General features: G+C 67.1%; 16 protein-coding genes. 6 read left to right on the forward strand and 10 right to left on the reverse strand.

The features are described from left to right. Window positions 1-891: a heme o synthase gene (locus QNM97_RS11645; RefSeq protein WP_244332975.1), complete on the reverse strand. Its 891-nt coding sequence runs from the start codon at window positions 889-891 to the stop codon at window positions 1-3. A 495-nt stretch (window positions 892-1,386) separates the two neighbouring features. Here QNM97_RS11645 and tkt point away from each other — a divergent pair, with 495 nt between their 5' ends. The 6 genes from tkt (at window position 1,387) to QNM97_RS11675 (ending at window position 9,941) form a co-directional block, all read left to right on the forward strand. Further along, a complete protein-coding gene (gene tkt / locus QNM97_RS11650) occupies window positions 1,387-3,465 on the forward strand; it encodes a transketolase (RefSeq protein ID WP_283822857.1) in 2,079 nt (692 codons plus the stop codon). Between the two features lie 90 nt (window positions 3,466-3,555). Beyond that, a complete protein-coding gene (tal, locus tag QNM97_RS11655) occupies window positions 3,556-4,677 on the forward strand; it encodes a transaldolase (RefSeq protein ID WP_283822858.1) in 1,122 nt (373 codons plus the stop codon). Between the two features lie 4 nt (window positions 4,678-4,681). Further along, window positions 4,682-6,223, forward strand: a complete 1,542-nt coding sequence (gene zwf, locus QNM97_RS11660) for a glucose-6-phosphate dehydrogenase (RefSeq protein WP_283822859.1) — start codon at window positions 4,682-4,684, stop codon at window positions 6,221-6,223. Between the two features lie 22 nt (window positions 6,224-6,245). Next, entirely contained in the window at window positions 6,246-7,163 is a 918-nt protein-coding gene (locus QNM97_RS11665) for a glucose-6-phosphate dehydrogenase assembly protein OpcA (RefSeq protein WP_283822860.1), read from the forward strand. After that, on the forward strand, window positions 7,160-7,903 hold the full coding sequence (gene pgl / locus QNM97_RS11670; protein WP_283822861.1) for a 6-phosphogluconolactonase: 744 nt from the start codon (window positions 7,160-7,162) through the stop codon (window positions 7,901-7,903). The genes QNM97_RS11665 and pgl overlap by 4 nt, the downstream gene beginning before the upstream one ends. Before the next feature lie 502 nt (window positions 7,904-8,405). Continuing rightward, window positions 8,406-9,941 carry an HNH endonuclease signature motif containing protein gene (locus QNM97_RS11675; protein WP_283822862.1) on the forward strand — a complete coding sequence of 512 codons (1,536 nt, stop codon included), beginning with the start codon at window positions 8,406-8,408 and terminating at the stop codon, window positions 9,939-9,941. A 151-nt stretch (window positions 9,942-10,092) separates the two neighbouring features. Here QNM97_RS11675 and ppc read toward each other — a convergent pair whose 3' ends face one another. The 9 genes from ppc to uvrC form a co-directional block, all read right to left on the reverse strand. Next, window positions 10,093-12,924 carry a phosphoenolpyruvate carboxylase gene (ppc, locus tag QNM97_RS11680; RefSeq protein ID WP_283822863.1) on the reverse strand — a complete coding sequence of 944 codons (2,832 nt, stop codon included), beginning with the start codon at window positions 12,922-12,924 and terminating at the stop codon, window positions 10,093-10,095. A 134-nt stretch (window positions 12,925-13,058) separates the two neighbouring features. Further along, window positions 13,059-13,298 carry a preprotein translocase subunit SecG gene (gene secG, locus QNM97_RS11685; RefSeq protein WP_006370296.1) on the reverse strand — a complete coding sequence of 80 codons (240 nt, stop codon included), beginning with the start codon at window positions 13,296-13,298 and terminating at the stop codon, window positions 13,059-13,061. Between the two features lie 125 nt (window positions 13,299-13,423). Continuing rightward, window positions 13,424-14,215: a triose-phosphate isomerase gene (gene tpiA / locus QNM97_RS11690; RefSeq protein WP_283822864.1), complete on the reverse strand. Its 792-nt coding sequence runs from the start codon at window positions 14,213-14,215 to the stop codon at window positions 13,424-13,426. Then, window positions 14,212-15,423 carry a phosphoglycerate kinase gene (locus QNM97_RS11695; RefSeq protein WP_283822865.1) on the reverse strand — a complete coding sequence of 404 codons (1,212 nt, stop codon included), beginning with the start codon at window positions 15,421-15,423 and terminating at the stop codon, window positions 14,212-14,214. The genes tpiA and QNM97_RS11695 overlap by 4 nt, the downstream gene beginning before the upstream one ends. A gap of 45 nt (window positions 15,424-15,468) precedes the next feature. Then, a complete protein-coding gene (gap, locus tag QNM97_RS11700) occupies window positions 15,469-16,485 on the reverse strand; it encodes a type I glyceraldehyde-3-phosphate dehydrogenase (RefSeq protein WP_014359939.1) in 1,017 nt (338 codons plus the stop codon). 183 nt (window positions 16,486-16,668) lie between these two features. After that, a complete protein-coding gene (whiA, locus tag QNM97_RS11705; protein WP_283823175.1) occupies window positions 16,669-17,646 on the reverse strand; it encodes a DNA-binding protein WhiA in 978 nt (325 codons plus the stop codon). A gap of 118 nt (window positions 17,647-17,764) precedes the next feature. After that, window positions 17,765-18,769, reverse strand: coding sequence for a gluconeogenesis factor YvcK family protein (locus QNM97_RS11710; protein WP_283822866.1), 1,005 nt, complete (start codon window positions 18,767-18,769; stop codon window positions 17,765-17,767). Then, window positions 18,766-19,707, reverse strand: coding sequence for an RNase adapter RapZ (gene rapZ / locus QNM97_RS11715; RefSeq protein WP_283822867.1), 942 nt, complete (start codon window positions 19,705-19,707; stop codon window positions 18,766-18,768). The genes QNM97_RS11710 and rapZ overlap by 4 nt, the downstream gene beginning before the upstream one ends. Before the next feature lie 20 nt (window positions 19,708-19,727). After that, the gene (gene uvrC, locus QNM97_RS11720) at window positions 19,728-21,758 is read right to left on the reverse strand and encodes an excinuclease ABC subunit UvrC (RefSeq protein WP_283822868.1); all 2,031 of its coding nucleotides are present in this window, start codon (window positions 21,756-21,758) and stop codon (window positions 19,728-19,730) included. Window positions 21,759-21,764: the final 6 nt, after the last annotated feature.

Consider the following 21,764-nt stretch of genomic DNA (forward strand, 5'->3'; position numbering starts at 1 on the left):
CTAGAAGACGTGCGTGATGACCGGGAGGTTCACGACGGCGTCGATCGCCAGTCCGCAGAACAGGATCGCCAGGTACTCGTTGGACTGCAGGAAGATCTTGAGCGGCGTGACCTCGGCACCCTGCCGGGTGTCGCGGTAGAGCTTGTGGACCCGGCTGAGGAACCAGGCGCCGGCCAGCACAGCGACCGCCGCGTAGATCCAACTCGCCGCCGGGATCAGCGCCAGTGACGCCAGCACCGTGGCCCACGTATAGAAGAGCATCTGCCGGGTCACGTGCTCGTCGGAGGCGATCACCGGGAGCATCGGCACGCCGGCCGCCTTGTAGTCCTCGCGATACCGCATGGCCAGCGCCCAGGTGTGCGGTGGCGTCCAGAAAAAGATGACGAGGAACAGCACCACCGGCTGCCAACTCAGGCTGCCGGTCACCGCCGCCCAGCCGACCAGGGTCGGCATGCAGCCCGCGGCCCCGCCCCACACGACGTTCTGCCAGGTACGCCGCTTGAGGATCATCGTGTAGACGCCGACGTAGAAGCCGATGGTCGCCGTCACCAGCAGCGCACTGAGCAGGTTCGCGGCGAAGAACAGCACCAGGAACGACGCCACCCACAACACGATCCCAAAGATCAGCGCACTGCGTGTGGCGACCGCTTTACGGGCCAGCGGCCGGCGCGCGGTGCGTCGCATCTTCTTGTCGATGTCGGCGTCGGCGACCATGTTCAGCGTGTTCGCACTGCCGGCTCCGAGCCAGCCGCCGAGCAGGGTGAACAGGATGACCGCGATGTCGACGTGGCCGCGGTTGGCCTGCAGCATGACCGGGATCGTGGCGACGAGGAGCAATTCGATGACGCGCGGCTTGGTGAGCGCGATGTAGGCCAGAACGGTGGCCCGGATGCGCTGAGGCCACGTCGCGCCGGTGTCCTCGACGACGCCGTCGGTCGGCTCTGCGACGCCGGACTCACGGGACTGGGTGTGCCGAGCGGAGGTGGATCCGCCGGGAGCGGTGCCTTCTCCGCTCACACGTTCCCCAATCCTCACGTCCACTCCTACCTGCCCGAAGGACGCGCTCAGGGCAGTTGACCGGCTCTCGAACAGCGCGCCACGGCTACTACACAGCATGGTAGACGCTGCCCCACCCGATCGAAGAATTGCGTGCGCCGAGCAGGCCGCGAGCCCGACGACGCGCCGCGATACGCGCCGCAGACAAAGGTTGCCGGGCATGGGCGGGCGGTGGCCGATTACTCTGGGAGCAGTGAGGCACCTCCGACGTCCACCACATGTGACGGCTCGCGTTCCGTCCGGCGTGGCGTCGACCCTCGAATCCCCGCTGCTCGAATCCCCGCTGCGGCGAGCGCACGCACCCCGATAGGTACAGGAGACTGCAGAACAGTGGCAGACACAGACGAGATCCGCGAACTCACCACTGCGGCCCACCCCGAGTGGTGGACCGAGGTCGATTCGCGCGCCGTGGACACCGTTCGGGTCCTCGCCGCGGATGCGGTCCAGAAGTGTGGCAGTGGCCATCCGGGCACCGCGATGAGCCTCGCCCCGTTGGCCTACCTGCTGTATCAGCGGGTGATGCGCCACGATCCGACCGACACCCATTGGGTCGGTCGCGACCGGTTCGTGTTGTCGTGCGGGCATTCCAGCCTCACCCAGTACATCCAGCTCTATCTCGGTGGCTTCGGACTGGAGCTGTCCGACATCGAGGACCTGCGCACCTGGGGATCGAAGACCCCCGGTCACCCGGAGCTGCATCACACACGTGGCGTCGAGATCACCACCGGTCCGCTCGGGCAGGGACTGGCCTCGGCGGTCGGCATGGCCTACGCCGCACGCTACGAGCGTGGCCTGTTCGACCCGGACGCCGCGGCCGGCGCCAGCCCGTTCGACCATCACATCTACGTGATCGCCTCCGACGGTGACATCGAGGAGGGCGTCACCTCCGAGGCGTCGTCGCTGGCCGGCGCGCAGGAACTCGGCAACCTGATCGTCTTCTACGACAAGAATCACATCTCCATCGAGGACGACACCCAGATCGCGCTGACCGAGGACACCGCCGCCCGCTACGAGGCCTACGGGTGGCATGTGCAGCATGTCTCCGGCGGCGAGAACGTCACCGCGATCGAGGCCGCGATCGAGACGGCCAAGCAGGTCACCGACAAGCCGTCGCTGATCGTGCTGCGCACCATCATCGGGTACCCCGCCCCGGACAAGATGAACACCGGCGCAATCCACGGGTCCGCGCTGGGCGCCGACGAGGTCGCCGCGACCAAGAAGGTCCTCGGCTTCGATCCCGACAAGAACTTCGAGGTCTCCGACGAGGTCATCGCCCACACCCGCGCGCTCACCGAGCGCGGCGCCGCCGCCCACGCGCAGTGGCAGAAGGACTTCGACGCCTGGGCTGCGGCCAACCCCGAGCGCAAGGCGCTCTTCGACCGTCTGTGGTCGCACGAACTCCCCGACGGCTGGACCGACGTGCTGCCGAGTTGGGAGCCGGGCAGCAAAGCGCTGGCCACCCGCGCCGCCTCGGGCAAGGTGCTCTCCGCGCTCGGACCGATCCTGCCCGAATTGTGGGGTGGCTCAGCCGATCTCGCGGGCTCGAACAACACCACGATGGACGATGTCGACTCGTTCGGACCGTCGTCGATCAGCACCAAGACCTGGACGGCCAACCCCTACGGCCGCACCCTGCACTTCGGTATCCGCGAGCATGCCATGGGCTCGATCCTGTCCGGGATCGTGCTGCACGGCCCCACCCGTGCCTACGGTGGCACCTTCCTGCAGTTCGCCGACTACATGCGGCCCGCGGTCCGGCTGGCGTCGCTGATGGCGATCGACCCGATCTACGTCTGGACCCACGACTCGATCGGTCTCGGCGAGGACGGTCCGACCCACCAGCCGGTCGAACACCTCGCTGCGCTGCGCACCATCCCGAACCTCGATGTGGTCCGTCCGGCCGATGCCAACGAGACCGCCCACGCCTGGCGCCACCTACTCACCCGGCGTGACCATCCGGTCGGCCTGTGCCTGACCCGTCAGGGCGTGCCGGTCCTGGAGGGCACCTCGTACGAGGGTGTCGCCGCCGGTGCGTACGTGCTGTCGGAGGCCGACGGCGAGCCGCAGGTCGTGCTGATCGGCACCGGCTCCGAGGTCCAGCTCGCCGTGGAGGCACAGAAGACCTTGGCCGACAAGGGTATCCGCGCACGTGTGGTGTCCATGCCGTGCTTCGAGTGGTTCTTCGAGCAGGACGCGGAATACCGCAATTCGGTGCTTCCGCCGTCGGTGCCGCGCGTCTCCGTCGAGGCCGGCATCGCCATGCCGTGGTACCAGGTCGTCGGCGACACCGGGGAGATCATCTCCCTCGAGCACTTCGGTGCCTCGGCCGACTACAAGGTGCTCTACGAGAAATTCGGCATCACCGCCGACGCCGTGGCCACCGCCGCGCAGCGCGTCGTCGGCGCCTGAACCCGCGCCCGAACGCCTTCCACCACAACCGAACACACCGAGATCGCGTGCCCCACAAGGACACCACGCGATGCACGCAAGGAGAGAACCGTGACCCAGAACGCCAAGCTCGCCGAATTGTCCGCCGCCGGTGTATCGGTGTGGCTGGATGACCTGTCCCGCGACCTGATCTCCTCGGGAGGTCTGCAGGAGTTCATCGACACCCGCTCGGTGGTCGGCGTGACCACCAACCCGTCGATCTTCCAGGCCGCGCTGTCGAAGGGCAACGCCTACGACGAGCAGGTCAACGAGCTCGCCGCCCGTGGCGCCGACGTCGATGCCACCATCCGCACCGTCACCACCGACGACGTCCGCAACGCGTGCGACGTCCTCGCACCGGTGTTCACCGAGTCCCACGGTGTCGACGGTCGGGTGTCGATCGAGGTCGATCCCCGACTCGCCCACGACACCGACAAGACGGTGGCCCAAGCCATCGAACTGTGGAAGATCGTCGATCGCCCGAACCTGCTGATCAAGATTCCCGCCACCAAGGCCGGGCTGCCGGCGATCACCCGGGTACTCGCCGAGGGCATCAGCGTCAACGTCACCCTGATCTTCTCCGTCGGGCGCTACCAGGGCGTGATGGACGCCTACCTGTCGGGCATCGAGGCCGCCGCGCAAGCCGGTCACGATCTCTCGACGATCCACTCGGTCGCCTCGTTCTTCGTCTCCCGCGTGGACACCGAGATCGACAAGCGTCTCGACGCCATCGGTACACCCGAGGCGACCGCGTTGAAGGGCAAGTCGGCGCTGGCCAACGCCCGGTTGGCCTACGCCGCCTACCAGGAGATCTTCGAGGTCGAGTCACGCTTCCACGGTTTGGTCGACAAGGGCGCCAATCCCCAACGGCCGCTGTGGGCCTCGACCGGCACCAAGAACGCCGACTACCCCGACACCCTCTACGTCAGCGAGCTCGTCGCGCCCAACACCGTCAACACCATGCCGGGCAAGACGATGGAGGCCTTCGCCGACCACGGCTGGGTCAACACCGACTCGATCATCGGTACCTCGGCAGCTTCGCAGGAGGTCTTCGACAAGGTCGCCGGCCTCGGCGTCGACCTCGACGATGTCTTCGTCGTCCTCGAGGACGAGGGCGTCAGCAAATTCGAGGAGGCCTGGAACGAATTGCTCGCGGCCACCGCCGAGCAACTCGACGCCGCGAAGAAGGCCTGAACACGTGCCTACCGGCGGTTCCGCGAAATGGCGTAACCCACTTCGGGATCCACGTGACAAGCGGCTGCCGCGCATCGCCGGCCCGTGCAGTCTGATCATCTTCGGCGTGACCGGTGATCTCGCGCGCAAGAAGTTGATGCCCGCGGTCTACGACCTGGCCAATCGTGGTTTGCTGCCACCGTCGTTCGCTCTCGTCGGCTTCGCCCGGCGTGATTGGGGCGACGAGGATTTCGCCACGGTGGTGCACGACGCGGTACGTCAGCATGCCCGCACCGGGTTCCGTGAGGAGGTCTGGGAGCGGCTCGCCGAGGGATTCCGCTTCGTGCAGGGATCATTCGACGACGACGAGGCGTTCGCCCGGCTCAAGTCGACGCTGGCCGATCTCGACAACAAGCGCGGAACCGACGGCAATCATGCGTTCTACCTGTCGATTCCACCCAAGGCCTTCCCGACGGTGTGTGAGCAGTTGCAGCGCAGCGGTCTGGCCGACGAACGCGATGACCACTGGCGTCGGGTGGTCATCGAGAAGCCGTTCGGCCATGATCTGCAGTCGGCGAAAGAGCTCAACGGCATTGTGAACGCCGTCTTCCCGGAGTCGTCGGTGTTCCGCATCGACCACTATCTGGGCAAGGAGACGGTCCAGAACATCCTGGCGTTGCGGTTCGCCAATCAGCTGTTCGATCCGTTGTGGAGTTCGCACTACGTCGACCACGTGCAGATCACCATGGCCGAGGACATCGGCCTCGGTGGACGCGCCGGCTACTACGACGGGATCGGTGCGGCCCGCGACGTCATCCAGAACCACCTGCTGCAGCTGATGGCACTGGTGGCGATGGAGGAGCCGATCTCCTTCGAGCCCAAGCAATTACAGGCCGAGAAGATCAAGGTGCTGTCGGCGACCCGCAACATCCTGCCGATCGAGGAGAACACCGCCCGCGGTCAATACGGCCCGGGCTGGCAGGGCAGCGAGAAGGTCCCCGGCTTGAAGGACGAGGAAGGCTTCGCGGCCGACTCGACCACCGAGACCTATGCGGCGATCGCCCTGGAGGTCGACTCGCGTCGCTGGGCCGGTGTGCCGTTCTACCTGCGGACCGGAAAGCGGTTGGGCCGCCGGGTGACCGAGATCGCCTTGGTCTTCAAGCGGGCGCCGCACCTACCGTTCGACAAGACCATGACCGAGGAGCTTTCGCAGAATGCACTGGTGATCCGGGTGCAGCCCGACGAGGGCATCACACTGCGTTTCGGGTCCAAGGTGCCGGCGTCGAGCATGGAGGTCCGCGACGTCAACATGGACTTCAGCTACGGCACGGCCTTCACCGAGGCATCACCGGAGGCCTACGAACGCCTCATCCTCGACGTGCTACTCGGTGAGCCGTCATTGTTCCCGGTGAACGACGAGGTCGAATTGGCTTGGGAGATCCTCGATCCCGTCCTCGAGAACTGGGCGGAGTCGGGTAAGCCCGACACGTACGAAGCCGGGACGTGGGGCCCGAAGTCGGCTGAGGACATGATGGCCCGGACCGGCCGCGCGTGGCGCCGACCGTGACGACCGATGTGAGAGGACCCCGATGATCATCGAGATGCCCGAGACCTCGACCAACGACGTCGCCAAGAAGATGGTCGAGATCCGCGAGTCCGGTGGTGCGATCAGCCTCGGCCGCGTGCTGACCCTCGTCGTGGTGGCCGAACACGGCGAACCCACCGAGGCGGCCGTGGAAGCGGCGATCGGCGCCAGCAGCGAACACCCCAGCCGGGTCATCGTGCTGGCGTGCGGCTCCCGAAAGGGCGCGTCGCTGCTCAACGCGCAGATCAGGGTGGGCGGTGACGCGGGCGCATCGGAGGTGGTGATCCTGTCGATGTCCGGGCCACTCGCCGATCAGCCGCACAGCGTCGTAACGCCGTTCCTGCTGCCGGACTGCCCGATCGTGGTCTGGTGGCCGGGCGCGGCACCGGAAGATCCGTCCGCCGACCCGATGGGCCGGATCGGTCGCCGACGCATCCTCGACGCCAGCAAATCCGCTCATCCCGAGAGTGTTCTCGAGCGCAGGCTGGCGACCTACTCCCCCGGCGACTCCGATCTTGCGTGGACCCAGATCACCCATTGGCGTGCGCTGCTTGCGTCGGCGATCGATCGCCCGCCGCACACACCGATCCAGTCGGTGGTGGTCACCGGGCCGGCCCAGTCCCCGGGCATCGAATTACTTGCGGGCTGGCTGTATTCGGCGCTCGGCGTACCCACCACGCGGTCGATCGGGAGTTTCGAGGTCCGCCTGCTGCGCGACCACGGCGCGACGGTCCTGTCGATCGACCAGAACGGCAACGCGGTGATCTCGGTGCCCGGCAAGCCCGATGGTCGGGTCGCGATGACCAACCGTGACCTGCCCGTGTATCTCGCCGAGGAACTGCGCCGCCTCGACACCGACGAGGTCTTCGAGCAGGCACTTCGTGGCGCCGTCGAACTCAGCCAGCAAGGACAACCGGCATGACCACCGAGACACTGGTTTTCGACGACAAGCAGATCCTGGTCGACACCGCCGCGCGGCGGTTCGTCGATCTGATCGGTGCCGCACAGCGCGCACGCGGGGTTGCGTCGGTGGTGCTGACCGGCGGTAGCAACGGCATCGCGATTCTGGCGTCCCTCGCCGCCGACAGCGGTGGTATCGACTGGTCCAAGGTCGACATCTATTGGGGCGACGACCGATTCGTCCCGACCGACGATCCGGAACGCAACTACGGACAGGCCCGGGACGCGCTGCTCGACCATGTGCCGGTCGATCCGGCTCGGGTACATCCGATGGCACCGTCGGACGGCGAGTTCGGTGACGACATCGACGCCGCGGCAGCCGATTACGCCGCCACTCTGTTGGCGAACGCGGGAGCCGATGTGTCCCCGCATTTCGATCTCCACCTGCTCGGCATGGGCGGCGAGGGACACATCAACTCCCTGTTCCCGCACACTGCCGCCACCGCAGAGACGCAGAAGACCGTTGTCGCCGTGGAGGACTCCCCCAAACCACCGCCGCGGCGGATCACCCTCACGCTGCCGGTGGTCAACCGCAGCAAGGCTGTGTGGTTTCTCGTCGCCGGTGAGGACAAAGCCCAAGCGGTCGCCGCAGCTCACGCCGGCGCCGATCCTGCCGACTGGCCCTGCGCCGGTGCCCACGGCACCGAGGAGACCGTCTGGTTCCTCGACCACGCCGCGGCCTCCACTCTCCCCGACGCCTGAACCCGTCAGGGCTGGAGCGACGTTTCCGCCGTCCGATGTCCGCCCCTTCCCCGATGGTCGAGGTGCTCGGCGCCCAGGCGCCGGGCCTCGAGACCGCCTGCGCCGGTGCTGGTTCGGCTCGACGGGTGGTGCGGACACCTGTCGGCGAGCGGGGTCTCGAGGCTCGTCGCTATCGCTCCTCGGCACCTCGACCATCGGATGGAAAGGTCCGGAGTAGAACGACGGAACATTCGCTGGCCGAAGCTTGCCCTTCCCCCGGTGGTCGAGCGCTTCCATCGCGGATGCTTGGCCGTCCCCCCGATGGTCGAGGTGTGAGCCGCGTGCGGCGAGCCTCGAGACCCTGGTGAGATGACAAGCATCGCAACCACATCGGCGCCCAATCGACGCGCTCGAAAAGAGTTGTCCACAGATTTCTGGAGCCGCGCGTTCGTCGGACCAGTTTTGTCGGTACCCCTTCGTACACTTGTTCTCATCAAGTCCGATAGCGGGAGGGGAGGTACTGGTGTCGAGTGTGTTGACGTTCACCGATCCGGATGCCGACGCCACCGCGATCACATCCATGACGCGGGATGAGCTCACCGAGACAGGCCCGGACCTGCTCCGCCAGTCCCGCAAATACGAGGCCCGGACAGTCCTGACTGCCGCCGCTCTGGCGGAGCGGGTGTTTCGTGAGCATCTGGCCGGGCGGCCCGAGACCGGTGTGTGGGGGTCGGTGGTCGAACATGCCGAGAGACTCGGCCGGGCCGAAGTGTCGTTGCAATTCAAGGTCTCCCGCAGCAAAGCCGGCAACTGGATAGCGCTGGCGGACCTCCTGGAGAAGTTCCCACTCATCCGCGCCGCCTACCTGAATGGGGAACTGTCGACGAATCGGGCCTCGATCATGGCGCGCGCCGCCCAACGTGGCGGAGACACCGACACCGACAGCACCGAGGGTGACAGCACCGATGGTGACGAGTCCGGGCTGTCGTTCGAGGAGATCGTCCTGGATTACGGGTCTCGGGCCACCACCGACCCGGTGCTATCGCAACAGCTTGACGCCGCGTTGATTTCGATGAACCCCGACAGTGTGATCGAGGACCGCGACACCATCACCGATCTGGTGGGAAACGTCACCATCACCCCCGACGTCGCCGGGCACTCCGCTCTGGATGCGGTGGTACCCGCGCACTACGGAGTATTTCTCACGACGCAGATCAACGCCCTCATTGATGAACGGACCTGCCGCAAGGACCCGCGTCGCGTGGGATCGCTGCGGGTGATCGCACTTGGGGAGATCACCGGCGTGCCCGGCGCCCGGCTCGACTGCGCATGCGGACAAGATGATTGCCCGAAACGAGGTAGCGGCACCGACAGCAACGGGTCGGCCGAAACACCCGCTGACGCCGACGCTCCCGACGTCGAGTTGGTGGAGCCGGTCGTCGAACCCGACGTCACCGACCCCCTGGATGAGCCGACCCCGGATGAGGTGCCGGTGGCGTTCGGGCGTGCCCTGGTCGTACCCGGCGCACCCGTACTGACGGTGGTCACTGACCCCGACGGTATTCTCGTACCCCGATTGCAGGGATACGGGCCCATCGACCCCGACTACGCCACCACCCTCGCCGAGATAGCGAAAACCATCCACTACCCCGAATCCGCCCGTACGGCTGGACCACTCATCCCGCAGATCTCCGACCGACCCCAAGCCCCACCAGCAGATCCGACCGGACACGGTGGTCACACCGTGCCACCACCTGGGGCATTGACGTATGCACCCAGCGCGACCTTGCGCGCTGAGGTGTTGGCGAACGATGTGTGGTGCCGATACCCGTACTGTGGGATGCCGTCACACCGGTGCGACCTCGACCACTGGCGACCCTTCAACCATGCCGACCCCGAAGCCGGAGGATGGACAGTGCTCGGTGACCTGATCCCGCTGTGTCGGGCCGATCACCAACGCAAACACCTCGCCGAGTGGCTGCCGACGCTCCTCCTGGATCGGCAGGTGGAGTGGCGGAACCGACGGACAGGGCAAGTGATTGTCACATATCCGCGGTGACAGGGTTCTGCTGTGGGGTGGAACCAGCTGTGGCTCACCGGGTATCGAGGCTCCTCGCTAGCGCTCGTCGCACCTCGACCACCAAGAAAAAGCACCTCGACCATCGGGGAAAGGCACTTCGACCACCAGGGAAAGCACCTCGACCGAGGACCTAGCCGCTGTTGCGTAGCGCGGTCGCCAAACCGTTCATCGTCAGCTGGATACCACGACGGATTCGGGCTGAATCGTCACCGGCGCGGAAGCGACGCAGAAGCTCGACCTGCAGCAGATTCAGCGGCTCGAGGTACGGGAAGCGGTTGTACACCGACCGTTTGAGCGCCGCGTTGTCGGCGAGCAGATCGTTGGTGCCGGTGATCTTCGAATACATCGCGATGGTGCGCTCGTGCTCGTCGACGATCATCCCGAAGACGGTGTCGCGCAACTGCTCATCGGGGACGAGCTGGGCGTACCGATGTGCGAGCCCCATGTCGGACTTGGCGAGAACCTGCGCCATGTTGGACATGACTGTGCGGAAGAACGGCCACTTCTCGTAGTACCGCTGCAGGGTGGCCAGGCGGACGGGGTCGTCGCCGACCCACTGCTCGAACGCGGCGCCGGTACCGTACCAACCCGGCAGCATCACGCGAGACTGCGTCCACGACAGCACCCACGGGATGGCCCGCAGATCGGAGATCTTCTCGGTCTGCTTACGCGACGCCGGACGGCTGCCGATGTTGAGTGCACCGATCTCCGACAGCGGCGTCGACGTCGTGAAGTACTCCACGAACCCCGGTGTCTCGTGCACCAGCGCGCTGTAGGCCGACCGGGCCAGCGCCGCGATCTCGTCGAGAGTGGTGTAGGCGTCCTCGGATTCGTCTCCGAGTCCCTCGACGTCGAGCAGCGACGACTCGATGGTCGCAGCGAGCAACGTCTCCAGATTGCGTTCCGCGCTGACGGGTTCGGCGTACTTCGCTGCGATGATCTCACCCTGTTCGGTGATGCGCAGCGACCCCTGGACCGCGCCCGGCGGCTGGGCCAGGATGGCGTCGTAGCTCGGTCCCCCACCACGGCCGACGGTGCCACCACGACCGTGGAAGAGCCGCAACCGGATTCCGGCCTTGGCCGCGGCCTCGACCAGATCGAGTTCACCGCGATAGAGCGCCCAGTTCGCGGCCATGTAGCCGCCGTCCTTGTTGGAATCGGAATAGCCGAGCATGACCTCCTGCATGCCCGACTGCCCGTCGACGAGGTCGCGGTACAGCGGGATGTCCAAGGCGGCCAACAGGGTTTCGGCACCCTGCTGCAGATCCTCGATGGTCTCGAACAGTGGGACGATTCGAACCGTCGAGGTGAGTTTCCCGGTGTCGCCGTCGATGTCGATCAGCCCGGCTTCTTTCAACAGGATCATGGGCTCGAGCATGTCGCTGACTGAGGTACACATGCTGATGATGTAGTTGGGCACCGACTGCGGTCCGAACCGCGCCACCGCAGCGGCGGCCGCACGGACGATGTTGAGTTCCTTGGTTGCCAACTCGGACAACTCGGCATCGGGCCGGGTGAGCGGCCGCCGGGCGGCGAGTTCATTGGTCAGGATCTCGACCCGCTCGGCCTCGTCCAGCGATCGGTAGTCCGGGTGCGCGCCGGCCCACGCCAGCAGTTCGGCGATGACGTCCTCGTGCATGTCGGAGTTCTGTCGCATGTCCAGCCCGGACAGGTGGAACCCGAAGGTGCGCACCGACTCCCGGAGTCGCAGTAGCCGGTCGTCGGCGATGATGTCGTCGTTGGCGGCGCGGAGTCCGGCATCGATGACGTCGAGGTCGGCGAGCAGTTCGTCGGCGGTCGAGTAGGCGTCGGCACCGTCGAGCAGGAACAGATCCGAGGTCTTCATCACCTCCTCACCGAACAGCCCGGTCGCGGTGGCCACCAACCGAGAACGGATGTGGCGCAATGCAAGACGGAACGGCTCGTCGGCGGCCGCGTCCTCGCGGGGCACCCCGGCAAGCCCGTAGACCGCGTCGGACGTCGTCATCAGTCGGGTCGACATGCTCAGTTCCTGCGCGAGCGCCTCGAGCTCCGACAAATGATTGCCGATCGCGGTGCGCGCCGCGAGAGTCGTTGCCATCTCCACGATCTCGTCCGTGACAAACGGGTTGCCGTCGCGGTCACCGCCGATCCACGAACCCATCCGCAGCATCGGCTCGTCGGCCAGGCCCGCGTTCGGATACGCCGACCGCAACGCGGCCCGCACCGAGGTGTTGATCTTGGGCACGACCTCGAAGAACGACGCGTCGTAATAGCGCAGACCCGAACGGATCTCGTCCTGGATGGTGAGCCGCTCGAGGCGGATCAACGCGGTCTGCCACAGCGTCAGGATCTGCCTCCGGATTCCCTCGGTGACCGCGGCCTCCTCGGCGGGGGTCAGCTCGGTCCGCGACCGGTATCGCATCAGTTCGGTGATCCGGTTCTGCGCCTCGAACACCGACCGCCGACGGGTCTCCGTGGGATGGGCGGTGATCACCGGCACCACCGTCGCGTCGGCGAGCGCATCGCCCACCTCGTCATCACCGAGACCGGCCTCGGCCAGTTTGGCGTATGTGGCGTCCAGGCTGCTGTCCTGTGGCGGATCCCCGGCCCGCACATGGATCATGCGTCGGCGTTCACGGTGGATGTCCTCGGCCAGGTTGGCCAACAGCGCGAAACTGCTGAACGCGCGGATGATCGGCATGGCGACCGCGATGTCGAGATCGACGAAGAGGTCGGCCAGCTCGTCGCGATCGATCTCGGCCCGCCTGATCTTGAATGCCGCGACCCGCGCCGACTCGACGAGGTCGAAGACCTCCGACCCGGAATGTTCGCGCACCATGTCACCGAGGATGCCGCCGAGTAGCCGGATGTCCTCACGAAGCGGTTCGGTGAGGGTGCGGCCCTCGTCGTCGACGACGATGTGGTCGACGATCGAGATGGAAGGACGCCAGTCCGGGGCACCGCGCGAAGGAGAGGTCATGGCCCCAGTATTGCGGCTGTGCGTGACGGTGGCATCTCGGGTGGGCATCTCGGTGCACAGAAAGTCCGGTACACAGAAAGCACTCGACCCGATGCGGCCGTGGCCGCACCGGGTCGAGGGAAAAATGTGTCAGGTCAGGCGGACAGCTTGATGTCGACGCCGATACCGATGATGAAGATGAACCACACCAACCCGACGAAGATCGTCAACCGGTCGAGGTTGCGCTCGACGACGCTCGAGCCGGACAGACTCGATTGCACACCGCCACCGAAGAGCGACGACAGGCCACCGCCCTTACCCCGGTGCAGCAGAACCAGGATCACCAGCAGCACACTGGTGATGATCAGGCCGATGTCCAGAACTGTTTCGAGCACGTCAGGCAGATCCTTGTCGGTTGGAATCGAGTCGCGTCCGGCCAGGGGCCCGACGACATGGTCGAGCCGGTCACTTCCACGAGCAATGCAACCGGCTCGACCAGTGTACGCGTTTGAGCGATCGCTCAGGGCAGGGGGCCGCCCGCGGCGATCGCCGACAACGTGGAGAACTCGTCGGCCTTCAGCGAGGCGCCGCCGACCAGTGCCCCGTCGACGTCGGTCTGGCCGACGATGTCGCCGACGTTCTTGGCGTTCACCGATCCGCCGTAGAGCACGCGCACCGAGGCGGCGGTCGACGCACCGGCGATCTCGGCGAGCGTGGCACGCACCGCCGCGCAGACCTCCTGCGCGTCGGCGGCACTGGCCACCCGACCGGTACCGATCGCCCAGACGGGCTCGTAGGCGATGACGACCTTCGCGATGTCCTCGGCCGACAGTCCCGCCAACGAACCCTTCAACTGCGCGACGTTGCAGGCGACGTGCTCCCCGGACTCGCGGATGTCGAGTCCCTCACCGATGCAGACGATCGGCGTCAGACCGTGCTTGAGCGCTGCCTTGGTCTTGGCGAGCACCACCTCGTCGGTCTCGGCGTGCATCGTGCGTCGCTCCGAGTGCCCGACGACGACGAAGGTGCACCCGAGCTTGGCGAGGAACGCGCCGCTGATCTCGCCGGTGTAGGCACCGGAATCGTGCGCCGACAGATCCTGGGCACCGTAGGTCAACAGCAGCTTGTCGCCATCGATGACCGTCTGCACCGAGCGGATGTCGGTGAACGGCGGGATCACCGTCACGTCGACCTTCTCGAAGTACTTCGCGGGCAAGGCAAATGCGATCTTCTGCACCAGGGCGATGGCCTCGAGATGATTGAGGTTCATCTTCCAGTTGCCCGCGATGAGGGGCTTGCGGGATCCGCTCATGACTCCAGCACCTTCAGTCCCGGCAATTCCTTGCCCTCCAGGTATTCCAGCGACGCACCGCCGCCGGTCGAGATGTGCGAGAAGTCGTCGTCAGGCAGCCCGAGCGTGCGGACCGCGGCCGCGGAGTCGCCGCCGCCCACGACGGTGAACGCACCGGCCTTGGTGGCGCCGGCGATCGCCTCGGCGACGCCCTTGGTGCCCGCGGCGAACTTCTCGAACTCGAACACGCCCGACGGCCCGTTCCAGAAGATCGTCTTGGCACCCGAGAGCAGGGCGGCGAAGCGCTGCACCGACTCCGGTCCGATGTCCAGACCCATCCATCCGTCGGGGATGGCGTCGGCCGAGACCGTTTGCGACTGCGCGTCGGCGGCGAACTTGTCGGCCACCACCACGTCGGCAGGCAGCCGGATGACGTCGCCGAATCGCTCCAGCAGGCCCTTGCAGACCTCGATCTGGTCTTCCTGGAGCAGCGAGGTGCCCACGCCATGACCCTGGGCGGCCAGGAACGTGAATGCCATACCGCCGCCGATGACCAGCGTGTCGACCTTCGGTGCCAGCGCCTCGATCACGCCGAGTTTGTCGGACACCTTGGAGCCGCCCAGCACCACGGCGTAGGGCCGCTCCGGGTCCTCGGTGAGTGCCGAGAGCACCTTGACCTCGGCCGCCACCAGCTCACCCGCGTAGTGCGGGAGGAGTTTGGCGACGTCGTACACCGAGGCCTGCTTGCGGTGCACCACCCCGAACCCGTCGGAGACGAAGGCGCCGTCGGGACCGACGAGTTCGACGAAGGCCTTGGCCAGCGCCTCACGCTCGGACTCGTCCTTGGACGTCTCGCGCGGATCGAACCGCACGTTCTCCAGCAGCAGGACATCACCGTCGGTAAGTCCCTCGGCGCGCGCGAGCGCGTCGGAGCCGACGACATCACCGGCGAGCTGGACGTTGCGGCCCAGCTCCCGACCGAGACGCTCGGCGACCGGCGCCAGTGAGTACTTCGGATCCGGCTCGCCCTTGGGGCGGCCCAGATGCGCGGTGATGATCACCTTGGCGCCGGCGTCGATGAGCGCGTTCAGCGTCGGCAGGGAGGCGAGGATTCGGCCCGGATCGGTGATCGTCGACCCGTCGAGCGGGACGTTGAAATCCGATCGAACCAACACACCGCGACCCGAAACGCCTTCGTCGAGAAGGTCTTTCAGAGTGGGTACACCCATTGCAGCATTGCTCCGTAACGGTTGGGTTCGTCAGCGACCGGTCGGTCAGAGAGACTTGCCGACCAGGCCGGACAGGTCGACGAGGCGGTTGGAGTAGCCCCACTCGTTGTCGTACCAGGAGACGGCCTTGACCTGGTTGCCGATGACCTTGGTCAGCCCGGCGTCGAACAGCGAGCTGTGCGGGTCGGTGACGATGTCGCTGGAGACGATCGGCGCGTCGTAGTACTTGAGGATGCCCTTGAGCGGACCCTCGGCGGCGGCCTTCATCGCGGCGTTGATCTCGTCGGCGGTCGCGGACTTCTCCAGGATCGCGGTGAGGTCGGTGACCGAACCGGTCGGGATCGGCACGCGCAGCGCGTAACCGTCGAGCTTGCCCTTGAGCTCAGGAAGGACCAGGCCGATGGCCTTGGCCGCGCCGGTCGAGGTGGGCACCACGTTGATGGCCGCGGCGCGGGCGCGACGCAGATCCTTGTGCGGGCCGTCCTGCAGGTTCTGGTCCTGGGTGTAGGCGTGCACGGTGGTCATCAGACCCGAGACGATGCCGAACTCGTCGTTGAGCACCTTCGCGAACGGGCCGAGGCAGTTGGTGGTGCACGAGGCGTTGGAGATGATGTTCTGGCTGCCGTCGTACTTGTCGTCGTTGACACCCATGACGATGGTGATGTCCTCACCGGAGGCCGGTGCGGAGATGATGACCTTCTTGGCGCCGGCGTCGAGGTGGCCCTTGGCCTTCTCCGCGGCGGTGAAGATACCGGTGGATTCGACGACGACGTCGACGCCGAGGTCGCCCCACGGCAACGCCGCCGGGCCTTCCTTGACCTCGAGGGCCTTGATGCGCTGGTCGCCGACGACGATGAAATCGCCGTCGAGGGAAACCTCCTGCGGCAGGCGGCCCAGGATCGAATCGAACTTCAGCAGGTGTGCCAGGGTGGCGTTGTCGGTCAGATCGTTGACGGCGACGATCTCGATGTCGGTGGTACCCAATGCTTTTTGTGCTTCGACGGCGCGGAAGAAGTTGCGGCCGATCCGGCCGAATCCGTTGACGCCTACCCGAACAGTCACTGGTGTGCTCCTTAGCGGTTGTCTCGGCACGGGGTCATCTGCCCGCACCGCTCCTGGTGGCCGATCGGCTCATGGCCAACCGGCGTCGGGTCCAGCCTAGTAGGACGCCTGATCGTGGGCAGCGCTACGGGTGCACTGGCACACCCGTACCGCCGACCGAACGATCGGGTCGGCAACCGTCGATCAGGCCTCGTCGAGCAGATCCGAGGTGACCGCCGACTCGGTGTCGGGGATGCCCTCGGCATGCGCCTTCTTGTCCGCGGTCGACAGCAGTCGGCGGATCCGGCCGGCGACGGCGTCCTTGGTCATCGGTGGATCGGCGAGCTGGCCGAGTTCCTCCAGCGAGGCCTGCCGGTGGGTGATGCGCAGATGTCCGGCGGCGGCGAGGTGGTCGGGGACCTCGTCGCCGAGGATCTCCAGTGCGCGCTCCACCCGGGCGGCGGCCGCGACCGCGGCGCGCGCCGAGCGTCGCAGGTTCGCGTCGTCGAAATTGGCGAGGCGGTTGGCCGTCGCCCGCACCTCCCGGCGCATCCGGCGTTCCTCCCAGACCAGGCGCGTGTCGTGTGCGCCCATCCGTGTCAGCAGTGCGCCGATCGCCTCACCGTCGCGGATGACGACGCGGTCGGCGCCGCGCACCTCGCGGGCCTTCGCCGACACCCCCAGTCGCCGGGCTGCCCCGACGAGTGCCAGAGCGGACTCCGGACCGGGGCAGCTGACCTCCAGCGCCGACGACCGGCCGGGCTCGGTCAGTGACCCGTGCGCCAGGAACGCACCGCGCCAGGCGGCCTCGGCGTCGGCGACACTGCCGCCGACGACCTGCGCGGGCAGCCCGCGGACGGGTCGGCCGCGCAGATCGAGCAGGCCGGTCTGCCGGGCGAGGCCCTCACCGTCGGCGGTGACCCGCACGATGTAGCGCGCCGACTTGCGCAGTCCGCCGCCGCGCAGGACATGGACCTCGGAGGTGTATCCGTACAGGTCGTGGATCTCCCGGCGCAGCCGTCGCGCCACGTTGCCCATGTCGACCTCGGCCTCGACGATCACGCGCCCGGCCACGATGTGCAGGCCTCCCGCGAACCGCAGAAGCGCCGACACCTCGGCCTTGCGCGGACTCACCTGCGTCACGGCGAGCCGACTCAATTCGTCCTTCACCGCCGCGGTCATCGCCACCGGTCCCTGTCCTCCTGTCATCGCCGGGTCCTCCTGTCATCCGCGGACCCCATGTCTGTACTCCCAGGGCGCGCCCTGGCCTCCCCTGCCCGCGCAACCACGTTGAGCCAGCCTAACGGGTCGGTTCACGCGAACACAGTTGCTTGATCAGGCCCGCAACTTTCGCCGGGTCGTGGACGTGGCGCCCGGGAACGGCGAGATCGCCGATCTCCAGGGTCGCGCCGAACATCCCGGCGGCCCGCTCGAGGTGATCGCGCTCTCGTCCGGCGGGTACCGATGACTCGTCGACCACCACATGATCGATCGCGAACGTGTCGGCGTGGGCGTGCAGCACATGCAGGTGCCGCTCCACCGAGAATCCCGGGGTCTCCCCCGGCTCCGGCGCCAGGTTCACGATCAGCACCTTGCGAGAAGTGCTGCGCTGCAACGCCTCCAGCAGGTCGGGCACCAGGACGTGCGGGATGACACTGGAGAACCACGAGCCCGGACCGAGGACCACGAGATCGGCCTCGTCGATGGCGGTGATCACCGGCTCGCACACCGGGGGCTCCGAGGGCAGGAGCCGCACCCGACGCACCTTGCCGGGGGTGGTCGCCACGGCCACCTGACCGCGGATGACCCGGGAGATACGCGGATCGGATTCCAGCCCGGAGACGTCGGCCTCGATCTCCAACGGGACCGACGACATCGGCAGCACCCGGCCGTCGACGTCGAACACACGCATCATCTCGTCGAGGGCGGCCACCGGGTCGCCGAGGACCTCGGTCAGCCCGGCCAGCAGCAGGTTGCCCACCGGATGTCCGGCGAGCGCACCGTAGCCGCCGAACCGGTGTTGCAAGGTCTCCGCCCACAACTCGTGGTGCCGCCGGTCGGCGTCCGGGTCGGGACGACCAGCCAGACCGTCGAGGGCTGCGGGCGCACACATCAACGCCGCCATCGCCATTCGCAGATCACCCGGTGGGATCACCCCGAGTTCCGAACGCAACCGGCCCGACGACCCGCCGTCGTCGGCGACGGTCACGACGGCCGTCACGTGCGGGCTCAGATAGCGCATCGCGGTGAGCGTCGCATACAAACCGTGGCCGCCGCCGAGCGCGGCGATTCGCATGGCACTCATTCGCGCCCCAGATCCCGGTGCATGACCCGCACGTCGTAGCGCGCGGCGCCCGCCTCGTCGGCGGCGACCCGCAGGCGACGCGCCAACTCCTCGGAGATCGCGACACTACGGTGCTTGCCGCCGGTGCATCCGATGCTGACGGTCATGTAGCGCTTGCCTTCTCGGAGATAGCCCTTGCCCACGACACCGATCAGTTCGGTGTAGAGATCGACGAAGCGCCCGGCGTCGTCCTGGCCGAGGACGTATTCCCGCACCGGCGCGTCGCGACCGTTGAGCTCCCGCAGATCGGCCACCCAATACGGATTCGGCAGGAACCGGACATCGGCGACGAGATCGGAGTCGATCGGTAGCCCGTACTTGAATCCGAAGGACTGCACGGCCACGCTGAGCCGCGAACTCGCGTCGTGCGGATACGAATCCTCCACCACCTCACGCAGTTTGGCGACGGTCAGCGTCGAGGTCTCCACGACGAGGTCGGCGGAATCCTTGAGGGGCGCGAGGATCACCCGCTCCCGAGCGATCCCCTCGACCAGGGTTTCGCTGCCCTGCAGCGGATGGCGACGGCGGACCTGCTCGAAGCGGCGGACCAGCACCTGATCGCTGGCGTCGAGGAACAGCAGTCGCGTCTGGGTGCCGGTGGTCGCGAGTTGTGCGCGCAGCGTGCGCAACTGCTCGCCCAGGCTCTCGTCGGAAGCGCGTAACACCATGGCCAGCCGCAGGATCGGCGGATCGCTGTCGGCGACGAGGTCGACCATCGTCGAGATCAGCGCGGGCGGCACGTTGTCGGCGACGTACCACCCGTCGTCCTCGAGCACGTTGGCCACCGTGGAGCGGCCGGCGCCGGACATGCCCGCGACGAACAGGACGACGAGTCCGTCGGTGCTCACACCGGAGGCGCCTCCTCCCGGTGCCCCGTGCGCGGGATCGCTGTCGGTCATGTCCGTGCCTCCGCTCGTGCTCATGTCCATCCCGCCGTCACATCGTGAGGGGTCTCGGCCGGTCCGGCCACCGAATCGCCGGTGGCCTGTGGCGTATCGCCGGCCAGCGCGTCGTGCACCACCCGGGCGGTCCCCGGGCCGATGCCCGGGACCGCGGCAATGTCATCGACGGTGGCCTCCCGCAACTTGGCGACGGAGCCGAAGTGGGTGACCAGCGCGGTGCGCCGGGAGCGTCCGAGCCCGGGAACGCCGTCGAGTACCGACTCGGTCATGCGTTTGCTGCGTTTGCTGCGGTGGAAGGTGATCGCGAAACGGTGCGCCTCGTCGCGCACCCGCTGCAGCAGGAACAGCGCCTCGCTGGAGCGGGGGAGGATCACCGGTTCGTCGTCACCGGGCACCCAGATCTCCTCGAGTCGCTTGGCCAGACCGATCACCGCCACGTCGGTGACGCCGAGCTCGTCGAGAACGGTCGCCGCGGCATGCACCTGCGGCGCACCACCGTCGACGACGAACAGATTCGGCGGATAGGCGAATCGTCGCGTCTTCTTGGACTCGGGGTCGGCGGCCACCTGCGCCGCCACCTGGGCGGCGACGCCGTCGGCCTGATCGGCACGATGGCGCAGGAAACGTCGGCGGGTCACCTCGGCGATCGAGCCGACGTCGTCGGAGCGGCCGTCGCCGGCCGCCTCGCGGATCGAATAGTGCCGATAATCGGACTTGCGGGGCAAGCCGTCCTCGAAGACGACGAGCGAGGCCACCACGTCGGTGCCCTGCACGTGCGAGATGTCGACGCACTCGATCCGCAGCGGGGCCTGGTCGAGTCCGAGGCCCTCCTGCAACTCGGTCAGCGCCGCCGACCGCGTCGTCAGGTCACCGGCACGGCGTAACTTGTGCTGCGTCAACGCTTCTCCGGCGTTGCGGGCGACCGTCTCGAACAACGCCTTCTTGTCGCCGCGCTGCGGTACCCGCAGACTGACGCGGCTGCCGCGCAGATCGGAGAGGAACTCGGTCAGTTCCTCGTGCTCGGCGGGAAGCGCGGGGACGAGGACCTCACGCGGCACCGACTCACCGCGTTCGCGGTCCTCGCCGACCTCGACGGTCGCGTCGAGATCGGCCTGGGCGCCGTAGAACTGTGTGAGGAACTGCCCGACCTGCTCGCCGATGTCGTCGTCGTCGGATTTCTCCACGACCCACCCGCGCTCACCGCGCACCCGACCGTCGCGGACGTGGAAGATCTGCACCGACACCTCGAGTTCGTCGCCGACCATCGCGATGACGTCGGCGTCGGTGCCGTCGCCGAGGACCACCGCCTGCTTCTCCAACGCGCGCCGCATCGCCCCCACGTCGTCGCGCAGACGCGCCGCCCGTTCGAAGTCGAGTGCTTCTGCGGCCGAGGCCATCTCACGCTCGAGACGCTTGATCATCTGGTCGGTACGGCCGGCCAGGAAGTCACAGAAATCGTTGACGATCTCGCGGTGTTCGATGGCGCTGACCCGGCCGATGCACGGCGCCGAACACTTGTCGATGTAGCCGAGCAGACACGGCCGGTCGATCTGCCCGTGCCGCTTGAACACCCCGGCCGAGCAGGTACGGGCCGGGAACACCCGGGTCAGCAGGTCGACGGTCTCCCGGATGGCCCACGCGTGCGAATACGGACCGAAATAGCGCACGCCGCGACGCCGCGGCCCGCGATAGACGAACAGCCGCGGATACTCCTCGTTGAGGGTGACCGCCAGCATCGGGTAACTCTTGTCGTCGCGATAACGGACGTTGAACCGGGGATCGAACTCCTTGATCCAGTTGTATTCCAGCTGCAGCGCCTCGACCTCGGTGCCGACGACCGTCCACTCCACCGACGCCGCGGTGGTCACCATCTGACGAGTACGCGGATGCAGCGAGGCGATGTCGGCGAAGTACGACGTCAGACGCGAGCGCAGGTTCTTGGCCTTGCCCACATAGATGACGCGGCCATGGGAATCACGGAATTTGTAGACCCCCGGATCGGTGGGGATCGTCCCGGGCGCGGGACGGTAGGTACTCGGGTCGGCCACGTGTTC

Origin of the sequence: Gordonia sp. L191, assembly GCF_030077625.1 — a bacterium.
In the GTDB taxonomy this organism is placed as follows: domain Bacteria; phylum Actinomycetota; class Actinomycetes; order Mycobacteriales; family Mycobacteriaceae; genus Gordonia; species Gordonia polyisoprenivorans_A.